Genomic DNA, 16418 nt, shown 5'->3' with positions numbered 1-16418 from the left:
ATTACTTCCCTTCCTTCATATGAATTCCTAAACGAACCGTATCATATACATGTAAATCTTCATTCATCACAACAAAGTCTGCATCTTTTCCTACCGCTAACGCACCTTTATTATTTAATCCAAACTCTTCTGCTTGGTTAACTGATGTCATTAGTACTGCATCTTCGATTGAACAACCTGTAAATTCAATTACATTTCGGAAAGCTTGATCCATTTTTAGAATACTACCAGCTAACGTTCCATCTTCTAATCGAGCACTACCATCTTTTACATGTACTGGCTGTCCGCCAAGCTCATATAATCCATCTTCAAGACCTTTTGCACGCATTGCGTCAGTAATAACACTTACTTTTTTCGGGCCTTTTAATTTATATGCTAATTTCACCATATCAGGGTGAATGTGAATACCATCTGTAATTACTTCAACCATTACATCTGGATTTAATAACACATGACCAACAACTCCTGGTTCACGGTGATGTAATCCACGCATTTGATTGTATAAATGAGTTGCATGTGTAATGTTTCTATTTTTTAGTTGTGCATCAATTGCATCTGTATGTCCCATTGTGCCAACAACACCAGTTTCAGCAAGATACTGCTCAAACTCTAACGCACCTTCTTCTTCAGGTGCATATGTTACTAATTTAATTAAATTCCCGCTTGCTTCCTGCCATTGTTTAAATTGTTCAATATTCGCAGGAACAATATGTTCAAGTGGTTGTGCACCTGCACGTTTTTTTGAAACATACGGTCCTTCTAAGTGAATGTATTCGAAATATGCTCCTTTTTCTTTCGCTTCCTTCGCAGCATGTAATGCCGCTTCGATTGCTTCTGGAGCTTGTGTCATTGTTGTTGGGAAGTAAGTTGTAACTCCTTCTTTTAACATTTCTTTACCTAGAGTTACTAACCCATCGCTATTTGCATCCATCGCATCAATATCGTATCCACCATGAATATGAACATCAATCATACCTGGAATCACAATTTTTCCTGCTGCATCTAAAACCGCTTCATTTTCTTGTGATACATATTGAGCCATCAAACCAATTTCTTTAATTGTTTCTGCGTAACGAATAAATCCGTTTTCTACTACTTCTTGACCTGTATAAATTTTGGCATTGATGACAACTTGCGTTTTCATTTTCATCGATCCTTTCCCATGAAATACCTACTTGTTATTATTACCTTATTCGCCTAATTCCATCTTAATATATGCACGAGTAGTTGTCTATACATTCGAATGAAATTTCCTCTTTGTTTAACAAAAAGGAAGCTTAGTACATCTCTCGCAATTATAATATATGTTATTCATTTTTTCCAAAAAGGAACAATATCATCTATCGTATAAATCACTTAAGTAATGGCATTAACCCGCTAGACCCGATTGTAATATGTTCGCCGTCTGTTTCCATTTCTACTGTACGTCTATTTGTTCCATATATCATTATACCATGCTGTTTTAATCGTCTCACTACACTTTGGTGCGGATGTCCATACGGATTTTTGCTCCCATATGAAAGAATTGCAAACTGTGGTTCTACCTTCTTTAGAAACATTTCACTTGTTGAAGTATAGGAGCCGTGATGTCCTACCTTTAATACATCTGCATGTACATCAAATTGCTTTAATATTTCAGTTTCCGTCCGCACATCCGCATCACCCATTAATAAAAAATCTGCTTTTCCGTATCGTACCTTTAACACAATTGAAGATTCATTATTTTCATCTTTTGATTTCCCATTATTTAATACTTGTATGGAAACATGCGGATCTAGCGGGATGTATTGTCCTTCTTTTACTGAAACGAAAGGAATCCCTCTTTTTTTAATATGATTCCGATACGTATGATAAGTAAAAGAACTATATGTTTTTCCGCTATCTAATATAAGTGAAACCGGCATTTGCTCTACAATCGGAATGAGCCCTCCTATATGATCCATATCAGGATGAGTACTGACGATAGCATCTAAATGATCAATCCCTTTTTCAATTAGTTTTTGGATGATAACCTCACCAGCTTCATAAGGTCCCCCATCAATTAACATCGTTTGTCCATTTGGCAATATAATAAGTGTTGCATCACCTTGCCCTACTTTTAAGAAACTCACTTTCATTTTCCCAAAATGTTGCCGTTGCATATGTATTGGAGACGCAGTATGAATAGACATCATATACCTTTTGGCCGATGCACTATTTAAGGAAAAGCATAACAAAACAGCAACTAATAACAAAACACTTCGCATACCTTTCATAACTCGTCTCCTTTTTTCAATTAGTATGGCACGGTATATAATTGATATACAAAAAAAGCTTAGCAAAATGCTAAGCTTTTATTTCGATATCTCTTGTAAAGAACCGAAGAATAAATCCGCCTCATTCATTTGTTCGTTTTCTTCAGAAAGCGGAGGTAAATCATCTAATGTTTTTAATCCAAACGTGTCCAAAAATTCTTTCGTCGTTCCATATAAAATAGGACGCCCTGGTCCTTCTGCTCTTCCCATTTCTTTTATAAGTAAGTGTGACACTAACGTTTGTAACGCCTTATCAGTTTTTACTCCTCTAATCTCTTCCATTTCAGTTCTTGTAATTGGTTGGCGATATGCAACAATCGCTAACGTTTCTAGAGCAGCCTGAGAGAGTGAAGCAGCTGTTGGAATATCTATTAATTTTTGATAGTAAGACGCATGTTCTTTCTTTGTAGCAAAACGATATACTTTTGCATACTGTACAATTTGCAGACCGCGGTGTGCGCTTTCACATTCTTTTTGCATTTCTTCTAAAATATCGATTACTTCGTTTCCTTCGATTTCAAGGACTTTCGCTATTTGTTCTGGATAAATTCCTTCATCACCAGAAACAAATAAAAGCCCTTCAATGATTGATTTCTGTTCTGTTCTATCCATTTTATGAGCTCCTTCCTCCTATTTTCTCCATAAAAATACACATCAAAAAACCGAATCACAATCAATGCGTTCGGTTCAATATTTTTTCTCTTGTTCCAAACGATACATTCAAACTTAGCATGAGATATAATATTTCTATCCCATTTTCCATACTAGATCTATGCCGATTTAATAGAGCTTGATACGAAAATTTCATCAAAATTATGTTCTTGTTCAATTATGATTTGTTGATTTTTCATCAGCTCAAGAACCGCTAGAAATGTTACAACCATTATTTCTCGTTCATCATCAACAAACAAATCATAAAAACTTTGACGACCACCTTGCATTTCTAACTGTTTTAAAATATCAGTCATGCGCTGTTCAATTGGTATTTCTTGACGAGTAATACGTGTTGTTACAGGTTTCTTTGCTTTTTTTCGGCGCATTAATTTTTGAAATGCCGCTAGCATATCATATAACGTAACATCAAGAGGTAAGTTCGTCTCCTCTTCTTGTTGCAACGATGTAAAATCAATTGGCGGACGTGTATATAGCTGTGCTCTTTCTTGTTCTCTTTCTTTTAGCTCAGTAGCAACTTGCTTATATTTCTTATATTCAATTAACCTCTCCATCAATTCTTGACGAGGATCATCTATAAAGTCATCACCGTTATCAAGTACATCTTCTTCATGTTTCGGCAACAACATTTTACTTTTAATTTGTAATAACGTTGCAGCCATTACTAAATACTCACTTGCAACATCTAATTGTAGTTCCTTCATCGTATGAACATAAGATAAATATTGCTCTGTAATTTCCGCTACAGGAATATTATATATGTCAATTTCATAACGATGTAGTAAATGTAACAATAGATCTAAAGGCCCTTCAAAAGCCTCTACTTTAAAATTATACTGCACAAAGCATCCCACCACATTTTTTCTATAACAACATAAGTATAGAGCATACTCATGTTCTATCCAACCTTTTTAAGAAATTTAATTAAAAATAGACCGATGCCCATGTCATCATGCCCACCACTTCATATGATAACAGTGTAGTAAGAACAATGTAGGAGGTCAAAAAACTATGGGTCACGTTGATTGCGGTTTTAGCGGTGGGTTCGCATTACTTGTTGTATTGTTTATTTTACTGATTATTGTAGGGGCAGCTTGCTTCTGCTAATATGAACAATAACGGCTAGGGAAAACCCCCTAGTCGTTTATTGTTCATATTTCTATGATACACTTGTATTTATAACCGTTAAACAGAGGTGAAGAAAATGTATCCTAACGAATACATACAATTTTTAATTCATTTTCACGGAGATTATGATTATTTTGAATGTCACGAAATACTAGAAGAATATTGGAAAACAAAACCAAGAGGACATCGTGATGATTACTTAGTCGGTCTTATTCAAATTGCAGTTTCTTTATACCATCAAAGACGCTCTAATTGGAATGGCTCAGAGAAGATGATGAAAAGCGCCATAACGATTTTAGAAAGAAACAGTGCACCTTTACTACGTTTAGGAATAAATCAGACACAACTTCTATCTTCACTTAAGGATAGATTACAATCTATACAGAAAGAAGAAGATTTTACACCATTATTTTTACCATTATTAGATACAGCATTAGAAAAGCACTGCACAGAATTATGTCAGAAACAAAACCTCCCTTGGAAAGATGTGAATGCTACTTCTAGTGAATATATCATACATAAGCATACATTACGTGATCGAACAGAAGTCATTACTGAACGAAACGAACAATTACAAAAAAGAAAGCAGAGATAATAAACTACTTATCTCTGCTTTCACGAATGTATATTTTGTTCAAGCTCTTTACACTTTTTGCAAAAACTTGCTGTTTGCTCATTTCCGCAAATTGTAAACTCAAGAAATTTACTCTTTAACTCTTGTACCATCTTCGTCCCAATACCCATATGACGGTGAGATGGGTTCACACTCAAATGCTGAATTTCCAAAACTTGATTCTCTTTTTTTACAATCCCCATTATCCCAACAAAATCTTCGTTTTGTTTCCACAAATACAATTGCCAATCATCCTTTGCTTCATAATCTTTCATAGTCAATTGTAATGTTTTCACATCTTTTTCCGTTGGCATAAATGAAAGAAGCCCCATTGCAATCTTTTCATAACTTTTTTTAAAACGAATTAACATAACCCTTATCCCTTCTTACAAAAGTTACAAACTATTAATCCCCTCAACCACTCTTTTCATATCACATTCATTTTACAATATTTTCAACAGAGTGAGAAGGGCTTAAAACAACTTGATAATCATACAAAGCAAAAAGAAGAAAGTCAAATATATGTTTCAGTACTATTTTTCCTAAGTAGATAAAAGAAAAAACACTGTTATATGAAAGTGAAAAGAAACATTCACCGCTCATTATCACTTCACTATTCATCACCTGAGAGCAAATGAATTCTAGCAAAATGAATGTAATAAAAAATATTTATTGAAACATGTAATCTAATGTATTCTATGTAATTTGTTAAATTTTTGTTCTCATAAGCAACATATTTTCACTGCAATAACAGTACTACTTGTATCATGTACTGTAAACGACATACACATTCCTATTAAAAAGCAAAAAAGAGAGCAATCGCTCTCTTTTTCCATTACTTTATTCTTCCCAAACTTTAACTTCTTTCATTACATCACCTTGACGCATGTTTAATACTGTTTCAATACCGCTTGTTGCTTTACCGAATACAGTATGTACACCATCTAAATGCGGCTGTGGTTCATGAACAACAAAGAATTGGCTACCGCCTGTGTTACGGCCAGCGTGAGCCATAGAAAGTGATCCTACAAGGTGTCTATGAGGATTTCCATCAGTTTCACATGGGATAGAGTAACCTGGTCCACCCGCACCTGTTCCTGTTGGATCTCCACCTTGGCTTACGAAGCCAGGAATAACGCGGTGGAATGTCACACCATCATAAAATCCTTGCTCTGCTAGTTTTTTAAAGTTTTCTACTGTTTTTGGTGCCTCTTCTGGGAAAAATTCTAAATCGATTTTTTCACCATTTTCCATTAATATGTATCCTAAAGTTTTCATACGTATATGTCTCCTTTCAACTATCTCAGCACTATATTACCACATTCATGACTAGAAACAAAAAGAATCCGACAATCTACATACTTCTTTTTTGAAATGTGGAAAAAGCTAGGTGACAAATAAGAAATATATACTATAATAACTGTGTTGCCCGAAAATTTTAGAAAGAGAAAGGGAGCGATTTTTCGTGAAAACGAAATTACTAGCTCTGCTATTAGCTGTAACGGTATTTATGATGCCAACAGCTTCTTTTGCAGACATCATCGAAGGAGAATCAATTGTTACACTAGGAGAAAACTTGTCTGAACAACAAAAACAAGATCTGTTAAAAGAAATGAAAGCACCGAAAGATGCTACAATCATTACTGTGTCTAATGCGGAAGAACATAAATTTCTAGAAGGGATTGTTCCAAAAGCACAAATTGGTACGAGAGCAATTTCCTCTTCTATGATCACATATACAAAGCCAGGTTCTGGCCTTATTGTACGTTCAAAAAACATTAATTCGATAACAGATGCAATGTACACAAACGCACTTATTACAGCAGGTGTGAAAGATGCAGAAATTCAAATTACCGCACCATTTAAAGTTTCAGGAACCGCTGCTTTAACAGGTTTAATGAAAGCCTATGAAACAACATCGAACAAAACAATTCCTGAGGAAGTAAAAAAAGTAGCCAATGAAGAAATGGTGCAAACAGCCCAGCTCGGTGATAAAATTGGTGAAGAAAAAGCAGTTCAACTTGTTGCAAAAATTAAAGAAGAAATTGCCAAAGAACAGCCAAAAACGACTGAAGATTTACGTTCATTAATAAAAAAAATTGCGGATCAACTTGGTATTACATTAACGGATGAACAGTTAGATAACTTAGTTGCGCTATTTGATAAAATGAAAAATCTTAATATCGATTGGAATCAAGTTGGCAGTCAGTTAAATAAAGCAAAAGAACACGTTTCTGCCTTTTTAGGATCTGAAGAAGGGCAAGGTTTCCTAGATAAAGTGAAAGATTTCTTCTCAAGTATCATTGATTTTGTTAAATCGTTATTCAAGTAAAAAGAAGCTCGCTACTAGCGAGCTTCTTTTTTATACAAGTAACGGCAATTTCATAACAGCTTCTTCAACCGAACGAACAATATGATTTGCCTTCTCCTTCACATAAGGATGAGCATGATGTAGAGTAAAGGAATGCGGGGTTACTTCAAACATAGAAATATCATTGAAAGAATCTCCAATACATGCAACTTCATTTGCCTCAATTTGCAAATGTTCCATTAGTCGCCTTAAAGCACTCCCCTTACTTACTCCCCTTGGCATAATGTCAACATAGCGTTTACCAGACATAAAAACTTCCGCTTCACTCTGAAATGTATCTCGTAATTCTTGATCTAATGCTGCAATTGTCTCTTCTTCCCCAAAAACAAACAATTTCGCAGGATGTACAGTCTTACCAAATTCCTCTTCTAATGCTTCTATCTCAGCAATATGCACGCCCATATATGTTTCAAAATTATGATGATGTTCATTCTTTCTTTTTGTATACCGTTGCTCATTTGCACAAACAATATCTGCTAGTCCCTTTTTATGGATATATCGATATATTTCCTGGGCAATCCCATCTTCAAAACTTGATTCATGAAATATTTCCCCATCCGGCAGTAACATTGTCGCTCCATTTAAACTAGTTGTATAATACGGGAATGCGAACCTATTTACGACTTCATCAATTCGATGAGTAAAGCGGCCAGAGGCAAAACAAATATTTGTCCCTTTTTCAGCTAACCAACAAAGTGCACGTTCATCTTCTTTTTGCATATGATTCACATTGTAAACGAGCGTATCATCTAAATCACTTACAAATAATTTAATCATGTCCTCTTCCCCTTCCATACACAATATCTACTCTAAGTGTACACAAAAAATGTTTGATTTTTGTTAAAAAACAATAAATTTTTGCTAAAAAAATAAACGGGTGTATAATCCCGTTTATTTTTGTCTTTTTACATTTTGAGGTTTTACAATACTTGGGCGTACTTTTAAACTAGACATCGTTGGACGGAGTAGAATTTTTGTTAATGCGCCCCAATCAAATGGTAAAAACGGCCATAAATAAGGTGTTTGTAAACTTTTTATAGACGTTAAAAATAAAATCAATATCGTCATACCAATTACAAATCCCATTTCATGAAATATACCTGTCAAAATAATGACAAATAGCTTTCCGATTTTATTCCCAAGCCCTAGTTCATAACTCGGTGTTGCATATGCTCCAATCATAGAAACTGCTACGTACAAAATTACTTCTGGGACAAACAAACCTACATCAATAGCAATTTGACCAATTAATATGGCAGAAATTAATCCTGCTGCAGACGACAATGATGTCGGTGTATGAATGGCAGCCATCCTTAAAAATTCTAGTCCGATTTCGGCCATCAAAATTTGTAATAAAATTGGTAAATGCGTCATCTTGTTCGGTCCAATGAAAGCAAGACTTTCCGGTAAAAGAGTGGGATCAAAAACAAACACTAACCAAAATGGCAGTAAGAACAACGAAAATATAACACCTAAAAAACGTACCCAGCGTAAAAATGTACCTACAGCTGGATTTTGTCTAAACTCTTCTGCATGCTGTAAATGATGAAAATATGTTGTTGGAGTAATCATAGCACTCGGTGATGTGTCAACAAGTACTAACACATGTCCTTCTAGTAGATGATTTGCTGCTACATCTGGTCTTTCTGTGTATCGAATAAGCGGGAAGGGATTATATCCTTGTTTAACTACAAATTCCTCTACCGTTTTATCCGCCATCGTAATCCCGTCTATTTCAATGTTATTTAATTCTTGTTTTATAATCTTAACTAAATCCGGATTTGCAACATCTTGTACATATGTAATACAAATATCCGTTTGCGATCTATCTCCTACTCGAATCATTTCATTTCGAAGACGTGGATCTCGGATTCTCCTACGAATTAACGCTGTATTTACAACGATATTTTCAACAAATCCATCCCTTGCACCACGTACTACCTTTTCTGTATCTGGTTCTGTCGGCGTCCGGCCCGGATAACTACGAACATCTATTGCAAATGCTTCCGTTTCACCTTCCACAAATATAACGATGAGTCCTGATAATACTTGGAGCATTACCTCATCCATCGTTTTCACTTTACTTACTTGTTGATGAATTAAACGATTCTCTAGAAGCTTCACTGTATCTTCTTCTACATCCCTTATTTCATTTGTATCCACTGCTTCTTCTAAAATAGGGATAATATAATTCGTATCACAAAGTCCATTTACAAACAACACGCCAATTTCTTTATTTAAAATTTGAAATTTACGAATGCCAACATCATATGTAACACCCAGTCCAGCTGTTTGCTTTAAGTAATTTTCATTATCACTTATGAAAGATGAAATTGGGATATCCACTTTTTTAGGCTTCGTCATAAAATCCACTCCTTTCCAAAATTAACTGAATTGCTTTTTTAGTAATTGGTGATCCTCTCTCCCATTCATCATTTCCACACATCTTACCAATATCACCAATTCCAACGATGACAGGAACATTCAAATCGTCTAAACAATAAATTGTATCTCCGCTAATTCTGCCAATTTCTCCATCTGGAAGTCCAAATTTATCAACACCATATTCGGTTAAGTTCCCGTTCCGATCTACATTGACATCTACGCGTGCCCATTCCCAATGATGTGTATTAGACGCTACTGCCAAAATCCCGAGTACATCAATTTGCTTATGCGTAGCTACATATTTTAAAGCTTTTTCACCAGATCCTTCTCCAATAAATCCGCTGTCATCAAACATAACAAATACAGGGTCATATGGCGTTTGCATAATAAGCTCAACAACTTTCTTCCCTGTCAATTTGGTTGGATTACTTTGTGATGCTGAAATACACCTTCCCCCAAATTCCTCCGTCAAAAGCTCAATTGTTCGCTTTGCATATTCATCTCCATCTGTGACCAAAACAACCCTTCGTCTCATTTGATTTATCCTTTCGGTTTACATATAAGTGCTACAAAAAATGAAAATAATATCGCTGCTGAAATGCCTGCAGACGTTAAACTAAACATACCCATACCAATCCCTACATATCCGTGTTTTTCTGCCGCATGCATTGCTCCGTGTAATAGTGAATGTCCAAAACTTGTAATAGGAACTGTCGCGCCAGCACCAGCAAACTTTATGAGCTTATCGTATAATCCGAAGCCATCTAACACTGCTCCTATGACTACAAAGGTAGCCATCAAATGGGCTGGTGTTAACTTCGCGAAATCTAACAATACTTGTCCAATTACACAAATAGCGCCTCCTACAAGAAATGCATATATAAAATCCACAATTCACTCTCCCTTCACTCTCTCAAATACGACACCATGTGCAATGGTTGGAATTGTTTCTTTCTGCTGCATCATCATCGGACTTAATAACGCGCCAGTAGCAACGACAAAAATTCGTTGTAAATTCCCTTTTTGCATCTCACTTAATAAATGACCATATGTGACAACAGCTGAACAAGCACAACCGCTACCACCAGCAAACACTTCTTCTTGACCGGAATCATAAATCATTAATCCGCAATCATTATATATATGCCCAAGATCATAACCTTCTTCCAGTAACAGTTGTTTCGCGATTGGTGTCCCAATAGCTGATAAATCACCGGTAACAATCAAATCATAGTCATCGGCACTTCTCTTCAAATCTTCAAAGTGTTGTTGAATTGTATGAGCAGCAGCAGGCGCCATCGCTGACCCCATATCTAAAGGATTCGCAATTCCTAAATCTTGCACTTTTCCAATCGTAGCTGCCGTAATTTTAATGGCACTTTTTTCTTTACTAATTAATATGGATCCCGCACCTGTAACAGTGGAATTTGCTGTTCCTGGCTTTTGGCCCCCATACTCGGTTGGATAACGGAACTGTCTTTCAGCCGTTGCATTATGACTACTTACCGTCGCTAAAACACGATTTGCGAATCCACCGTCTATAAAGGCGGATCCGACCGCTAAAGTCTCCATTGAGGTCGCACAAGCGCTGAACATCCCTAAAAAAGGAATCCCCCACTTACGCGCAACATAATTTGCTGTCACTGTTTGATTTAATAAATCACCCGCTAAAAAGAAATCAATTTGTGATGTTTCTACATTTCCTTTTTGCACGACTTGCTGAATTGAATCTGACATTAATCTCCGTTCAGCAAGTTCCCAGTTCTCCTCTCCGCAATGTAAATCATCATATGAAATATCAAAATCCTTTCCAAGAGGACCCTCAGCTTCTTTCGGACCGACAGCAGTACCGGTTGCATTCACATAAATATCATTTTGAAATACCCACGTTTGTTTTCCAGTCAACCTCATACTAGCCCTCCTTTAAGACATAAAAATGTTAAAAGTATATCTTATTAACCCAATAACGTATGCCCCAACGACCCCAAAAACGATAACACTTCCCGCTAGCTTAAACATGTTTGTAGCAATCCCAAGCACAATTCCTTCACTTTTATGTTCTAACGCAGCGCTCGCCATAGAATTCGCAAATCCCGTAACAGGTACGGCCGATCCTGCCCCAGCAAATTGACCGATTTTATCATATACACCACAACCTGTTAAAATCACCGATAATAATACAAGAGTTGCAACTGTCGGATTCCCTGCCTCTTGTTCACTGAAATGAAAATAATGTATATAAAATTTCATCAATACTTCTCCGACAGTACAAATGAATCCACCTACAAGAAATGCCTTGACACAATTTATGAAATAGTTTGGTTTTGGATGGTACTCCTTCACTTTATTTACGTAATCATCCTTTAGTTTTCTCCCTGTCATTTATATATTGCCTCCTACTTTACGAAATAAATCCAGTGAAACAATGAGCCTATTACCTTGCCAAGTACAAGAGCAACGAGTAAAACAACGATTTTCCCTTCTACCCCCACTCGTTTCGCTAAAATAGGTAAAACGTTTAACACTTCTGTTAATGCGGCTGCAAGCATTCCAATGAATGTACCACAAAATATTCCTAATATAACAAGCCAATATTGCGACGTTTGAAATGTAATGTTTTTCAAACTACACCAAGCTCCTGTTAACGTACCTGCAATAACGGCCCACTCAAAATATTGAATGTGCTTTCCACTTCTCGTTAATTGAGCTAGCCGGGGGATTATACCAAGTACAGCTAAAAACGCGACATATCCGCTACCTACTGCAATTCCTCCCGCTAAACCAATTAGAATAACAAACCCAGACTCAATCATCGGCAAGTTGTTTCATATTGTCCTTGTTTTCATGAACAATTACATATTGGTCCAGTGATTGCTGGTATTGGAACATCTCTACTTCTAACGGACTCGGCTCTTCATTAATTCGCTTTTGAAATACATGATTAAAAAATAAGACCATACCTAACCCAAGACCTAATGAATACGGAATTTGAAATAAAAGTGGCTGCGCCTTAAATTCTCCCGTAATCATGTAATATAGCCTTTGGTGCACTTGTTGCATGCTTACATCTTCATGAAAATAAATAATCGCAAGGGCCGCTCCAATAAAAAGTAACAACCATACAAGTCCGAAGAAAATTGGATGTACTCTCTTTTTTTCATATATAATTTCAACTAGAGTTTGTCCAGAACCGAGTAAATTAATTTGTATATGAGCCGCTTTTCGCCTAATAATCTCAATAATTTTCATAACATCAATTACAACATGCGTCTTATCATGCGCTGTTATTTTGTAAACTACCTCATCCTGTAACGACTGAACTACCACAGCATCTCCGGCAAGTTGAGCAACATCCCCCAGCTTTACTTCATATGCAGGAGAAACTTTTAATCGATTACGCATTTTAATATAAATTGTTTGTTCCAATTTTCATTCACCTCTTCACTCTTCCTCGTAGTTGTAGTATGGTTATTGAATTTTTTTCTAATACAATTTTTTCATAAAAAAACATCTGTACCATTTCGGTACAGATGTTTTTTTAGTTTATGCCTTTTTCTTAAATAAATTTGCAATACTTAATGCGAGTCCTCCCCAAATGACTACCATACCAATAACCATCATCATAATCGCTGATCCACTCATTATGAAACACCCCGATCTTTCCATTCTTTTTCAAGCTTAGCAGAATCTGAATGTATTTGTGCATTCCATTTCTTTAGACTAATGATGAGCGCAACAATAAGGAATGCTGCTGCAATTGACCAACCATATGTTACGACAAACTCCGTTGGATAATCTCCGTAGTTCTTTTTAATATTTTGGATTGTACCATCAATTAACATGTACCCTAACATAAGCGGGGTAATAACGAGTAAGCTCACTCTCCAAAATGTCCCTAACTTAATATCAGATACGAAGTTTGCGTGATTTTGGTAAACTGGTAAACGGCGTAAAATGAGCCCTATCGTAACGACTTCCACTAATGCAATTGAAATTAATCCAAAGTTATTAGCGAAATAATCCACAACATCTAGGAACATAAGCCCGCCACGTGTTGCAAAAACAAGAGAAACGAGTACGAGAAGCGTCCCCATAATTCCAATTGTTTTTTGGCGGCTTAAGCTGAACTTTTCAGATACGGCAGCAAAACATACTTCCGCAAGCGAAATGAGGGATGTAATTCCAGCAACTGTTAATGATAAGAAAAATAATACGCCAAATAACGGTGACATCGGTAATTCATTAATAATTTGCGGGAACACTACGAACGCAAGACCTACACCAGCACTTGCTACTTTATCAACCGGTACTCCCATATTGTTTGCCATAAATCCAAGAGCCGCAAAGACCCCAATACCTGCTAATAATTCAAAACCTGAATTTGCAAATCCAGTAATAAAGGCATTATTTGTTGTATCAGAGTTTTTCGGTAAATAACTAGAATACGTAATCATAATTCCAAATGCTAAAGATAAGCTAAAGAAAATTTGACCATAAGCAGCAAGCCATACCTTTCCATCGAAAATGCGACTCCAATCTGGTTTAAAGAATGCATCTAATCCTTGCATCGCACCTTCCATCGTCACTGCACGAACTACGATAATAAGGAACATAACAACTAGTAAAGGAATGAAAATACGGTTAACAACTTCAATTCCTTTTTTTACTCCTTTGAATGCAACGCCAAGCACAATAATCCAAACGAGAGCTAATGGAATTAATACTTCCGGTACGAGTCCTCCAAACTGTCCAGGCTTATCTGCAACATGTAAATACTCTTTAAATAAAAATGATTGCGTGTCTTTCCCCCATGCTCCAGTAATTGCAAAATACGTATACGAAATAGACCAAGCAATAATTACTGCATAATATGTTGAAACGATAAACGTCACGCACATTTGCCACCATCCGATGAATTCAGCACGTGGACTAATACGGAAGAACGTAAGTGGCGCGGAACCACGGTGACGATGCCCAAGAGCAAATTCAAACGCCAATAATGAAATACCAGTCGTTAATAATGCGAATAAGTACGGTAAAAAGAATGCGCCTCCCCCATTTTCATACGCTGTATAAGGAAAACGCCATATGTTTCCTAATCCAACGGCAGAGCCGACCGCTGCGAAAATAAATCCAGCCCTCGTTCCCCATTGTTGCCTCGTTTCCATATTTCCTTCCCCCTTTGTGACAAGTTCATACTTGGATTATATTTTAAATTTACTAAATTATCAATAAATTCTGTTAATTTTTAAGAAAGTTTATAATCCCTTCCTACTAAATTCATAAAAAAGATCGAATAGATAGCTATTCATCTATTCGATCTTTCATCTGCTTTAATATTTTCTTTTCAAGTCTTGAAACTTGTACTTGCGAAATGCCTATTCGTTCCGCTACTTCTGATTGAGTTTGGTCTTTATAGTAGCGTAAATACACAATTAAACGTTCTCGATCATCTAATTCTCTAATTGCTTCTTTTAAAGCAATTTTATCAAACCATTTCGTTTCAGATTGATCAGCAATTTGATCTAAAATAGTGATTGGATCCCCGTCGTTTTCATACACCGTTTCATGTATGGATGAAGGAGCACGACTCGCTTCTTGTGCCAGAACGACTTCTTCTGGCGTCAGTTCTAACGCTTCGGCTACTTCATTAATCGTTGGGGCTCTTCCAAATTCTTTCGAAAGCTCATCTCTCATCTTTCGTATTTTATTTCCTGTTTCTTTTAAAGATCTACTTACTTTCACTGATCCATCATCACGTAAAAATCGCTGTATTTCCCCAATAATCATTGGAACTGCATATGTTGAAAATTTCACGTCGAAAGATAAATCAAATTTATCTACCGATTTTAAGAGCCCAATACATCCAATTTGAAATAAATCGTCTGGTTCGTATCCTCGATTAAGAAAACGCTGCACAACCGACCATACGAGACGCATATTGCTTTGAACGATTGTATCTCTCGCTTGTTGATCTCCATCTTGACTTTGTCGAATTAACGCTTTTAGCTCGTGGTCCTTTAACTGAGGTTTCTTCTTCTCATTTTTGACCTCTATGTCCATAGGCTATTCTCCTTAATTGCATAGAGCGTTACTATTTGATAAGTATTTTGTCAAATGGATTGTTGTCCCGAAAGATTCGTTTGAAATAACTTCTACTTCATCCATAAAATTTTCCATGATAGTAAATCCCATTCCGGAACGCTCTAATTCAGGTTTAGTTGTAAAAAGGGGTTGTCTTGCTTCATCTAAATCAAAGATGCCAATCCCTTCATCTCGAATCGTGAGTTTCACCATTGCTTCTTCCAAAATTACAGAAATATAAACAACACCTTCTGCATTTCCTTCGTATCCATGAATAATTGCATTTGTAACTGCTTCTGACACAACTGTTTTAATCTCTGTAAGTTCTTCCATCGTTGGGTCTAGTTGCGCAATGAAAGCAGCTACTGTAACGCGAGCGAACGATTCATTTTGACTTAATGCTGAAAATTGAAGGTTCATTTCATTTCTCATTTATGCCACCCCCAACGTCGCGAGCGCATGCGCTTCACTTTCTTCTAAACGAACAATTTTAAATAAGCCCGACATTTCAAATAGACGTTTAACAGGCGGGGAAATTGCACAAACAACCATTTCTCCACCTAATCCCTTTACATGCTTATATCGGCCTAATATAACCCCTAAACCAGAACTATCCATAAACGATAAGTTCTCTAGGCTCAAAACAATATGATGAACACCACGTGTCTCAATCATATCTGTTACTTTCGTTCGCAACTCTTCAGCAGTATGATGATCTAATTCACCCGCTAGTCTCACACATAGGACGTCACGTTTTACTTCTAATTGCATGGAAAGACTCACACGATTTCCTCCTTATGCTCAAACTTTACTCATTTACATACATAAAGATTTTCGTGATACAACATAAGAATCCTTCCTACTGACAAAA

At 36.3% G+C, this 16418-nt stretch carries 23 protein-coding genes; 3 read left to right on the top strand and 20 right to left on the bottom strand.

The features are described from left to right. Window position 1: 1 nt before the first annotated feature. The 4 genes from nagA to scpA form a co-directional block, all read right to left on the bottom strand. Window positions 2-1144: an N-acetylglucosamine-6-phosphate deacetylase gene (gene nagA, locus VF726_RS10325; RefSeq protein WP_440168294.1), complete on the bottom strand. Its 1143-nt coding sequence runs from the start codon at window positions 1142-1144 to the stop codon at window positions 2-4. A gap of 208 nt (window positions 1145-1352) precedes the next feature. Continuing rightward, the gene (locus tag VF726_RS10320; protein WP_440167832.1) at window positions 1353-2255 is read right to left on the bottom strand and encodes a ComEC/Rec2 family competence protein; all 903 of its coding nucleotides are present in this window, start codon (window positions 2253-2255) and stop codon (window positions 1353-1355) included. Between the two features lie 78 nt (window positions 2256-2333). Next, window positions 2334-2906, bottom strand: coding sequence for a segregation/condensation protein ScpB (gene scpB, locus VF726_RS10315; RefSeq protein ID WP_048530861.1), 573 nt, complete (start codon window positions 2904-2906; stop codon window positions 2334-2336). Window positions 2907-3064: 158 nt separating this feature from the next. After that, a complete protein-coding gene (gene scpA, locus VF726_RS10310) occupies window positions 3065-3808 on the bottom strand; it encodes a segregation/condensation protein A (protein ID WP_440167830.1) in 744 nt (247 codons plus the stop codon). A 169-nt stretch (window positions 3809-3977) separates the two neighbouring features. On the opposite strand from scpA, the gene VF726_RS10305 reads away from it, so the two are divergent. Next, window positions 3978-4073: a YjcZ family sporulation protein gene (locus VF726_RS10305; protein ID WP_000510194.1), complete on the top strand. Its 96-nt coding sequence runs from the start codon at window positions 3978-3980 to the stop codon at window positions 4071-4073. A 97-nt stretch (window positions 4074-4170) separates the two neighbouring features. Continuing rightward, window positions 4171-4689, top strand: a complete 519-nt coding sequence (locus tag VF726_RS10300; protein ID WP_440167826.1) for a DUF309 domain-containing protein — start codon at window positions 4171-4173, stop codon at window positions 4687-4689. Between the two features lie 20 nt (window positions 4690-4709). Here the strand turns inward: VF726_RS10300 and ribT are convergent, their stop codons facing one another. The 3 genes from ribT to VF726_RS10285 all read right to left on the bottom strand — a co-directional run bounded on the left by ribT (window position 4710) and on the right by VF726_RS10285 (window position 5985). Then, entirely contained in the window at window positions 4710-5078 is a 369-nt protein-coding gene (gene ribT / locus VF726_RS10295) for a GNAT family N-acetyltransferase RibT (protein ID WP_000908396.1), read from the bottom strand. Between the two features lie 67 nt (window positions 5079-5145). Continuing rightward, window positions 5146-5328 (bottom strand): hypothetical protein, encoded by a 183-nt coding sequence (locus VF726_RS10290; RefSeq protein WP_440167824.1) that lies wholly within the window; start codon window positions 5326-5328, stop codon window positions 5146-5148. 219 nt (window positions 5329-5547) lie between these two features. Beyond that, the gene (locus tag VF726_RS10285) at window positions 5548-5985 is read right to left on the bottom strand and encodes a peptidylprolyl isomerase (RefSeq protein WP_000853785.1); all 438 of its coding nucleotides are present in this window, start codon (window positions 5983-5985) and stop codon (window positions 5548-5550) included. A 187-nt stretch (window positions 5986-6172) separates the two neighbouring features. On the opposite strand from VF726_RS10285, the gene VF726_RS10280 reads away from it, so the two are divergent. Further along, entirely contained in the window at window positions 6173-7039 is an 867-nt protein-coding gene (locus tag VF726_RS10280) for a DUF1002 domain-containing protein (protein WP_440167822.1), read from the top strand. Between the two features lie 30 nt (window positions 7040-7069). Here VF726_RS10280 and VF726_RS10275 read toward each other — a convergent pair whose 3' ends face one another. From VF726_RS10275 to spoIIAA, 13 genes are all read right to left on the bottom strand, one after another. Continuing rightward, window positions 7070-7873 (bottom strand): Cof-type HAD-IIB family hydrolase, encoded by an 804-nt coding sequence (locus VF726_RS10275; RefSeq protein WP_440167820.1) that lies wholly within the window; start codon window positions 7871-7873, stop codon window positions 7070-7072. A gap of 96 nt (window positions 7874-7969) precedes the next feature. After that, window positions 7970-9442: a spore germination protein SpoVAF gene (spoVAF, locus tag VF726_RS10270; RefSeq protein WP_440167818.1), complete on the bottom strand. Its 1473-nt coding sequence runs from the start codon at window positions 9440-9442 to the stop codon at window positions 7970-7972. Beyond that, entirely contained in the window at window positions 9429-9998 is a 570-nt protein-coding gene (locus tag VF726_RS10265) for a stage V sporulation protein AE (RefSeq protein WP_440167816.1), read from the bottom strand. The genes spoVAF and VF726_RS10265 overlap by 14 nt, the downstream gene beginning before the upstream one ends. A 5-nt stretch (window positions 9999-10003) precedes the next feature. Beyond that, window positions 10004-10354, bottom strand: coding sequence for a stage V sporulation protein AE (gene spoVAE / locus VF726_RS10260; RefSeq protein WP_440167814.1), 351 nt, complete (start codon window positions 10352-10354; stop codon window positions 10004-10006). Between the two features lie 3 nt (window positions 10355-10357). Beyond that, window positions 10358-11374, bottom strand: coding sequence for a stage V sporulation protein AD (gene spoVAD / locus VF726_RS10255; protein ID WP_166701911.1), 1017 nt, complete (start codon window positions 11372-11374; stop codon window positions 10358-10360). A gap of 12 nt (window positions 11375-11386) precedes the next feature. After that, on the bottom strand, window positions 11387-11845 hold the full coding sequence (gene spoVAC, locus VF726_RS10250; protein ID WP_440167812.1) for a stage V sporulation protein AC: 459 nt from the start codon (window positions 11843-11845) through the stop codon (window positions 11387-11389). Between the two features lie 14 nt (window positions 11846-11859). Further along, window positions 11860-12276, bottom strand: coding sequence for a stage V sporulation protein SpoVAB (spoVAB, locus tag VF726_RS10245; protein WP_000572939.1), 417 nt, complete (start codon window positions 12274-12276; stop codon window positions 11860-11862). Further along, on the bottom strand, window positions 12269-12889 hold the full coding sequence (spoVAA, locus tag VF726_RS10240) for a stage V sporulation protein SpoVAA (RefSeq protein ID WP_440167810.1): 621 nt from the start codon (window positions 12887-12889) through the stop codon (window positions 12269-12271). The genes spoVAB and spoVAA overlap by 8 nt, the downstream gene beginning before the upstream one ends. Window positions 12890-13006: 117 nt before the next feature. Next, window positions 13007-13105 carry a methionine/alanine import family NSS transporter small subunit gene (locus VF726_RS10235; protein WP_000016829.1) on the bottom strand — a complete coding sequence of 33 codons (99 nt, stop codon included), beginning with the start codon at window positions 13103-13105 and terminating at the stop codon, window positions 13007-13009. Beyond that, complete coding sequence (locus VF726_RS10230) at window positions 13105-14631, bottom strand: sodium-dependent transporter (protein WP_000450094.1); 1527 nt, start codon at window positions 14629-14631, stop codon at window positions 13105-13107. The genes VF726_RS10235 and VF726_RS10230 overlap by 1 nt, the downstream gene beginning before the upstream one ends. A gap of 136 nt (window positions 14632-14767) precedes the next feature. Then, window positions 14768-15526 carry an RNA polymerase sporulation sigma factor SigF gene (gene sigF, locus VF726_RS10225; RefSeq protein ID WP_440167807.1) on the bottom strand — a complete coding sequence of 253 codons (759 nt, stop codon included), beginning with the start codon at window positions 15524-15526 and terminating at the stop codon, window positions 14768-14770. A gap of 12 nt (window positions 15527-15538) precedes the next feature. After that, the gene (gene spoIIAB / locus VF726_RS10220) at window positions 15539-15979 is read right to left on the bottom strand and encodes an anti-sigma F factor (RefSeq protein WP_001243399.1); all 441 of its coding nucleotides are present in this window, start codon (window positions 15977-15979) and stop codon (window positions 15539-15541) included. Then, window positions 15980-16330, bottom strand: a complete 351-nt coding sequence (spoIIAA, locus tag VF726_RS10215; protein WP_048530890.1) for an anti-sigma F factor antagonist — start codon at window positions 16328-16330, stop codon at window positions 15980-15982. Window positions 16331-16418: the final 88 nt, after the last annotated feature.

The organism is Bacillus sp. Brlt_9 (assembly GCF_051948935.1).
Classification (GTDB): domain Bacteria; phylum Bacillota; class Bacilli; order Bacillales; family Bacillaceae_G; genus Bacillus_A.
The sequence above is the reverse complement of the archived record's forward strand: the minus strand, read 5'-3'. Positions and strand labels throughout refer to the sequence as shown.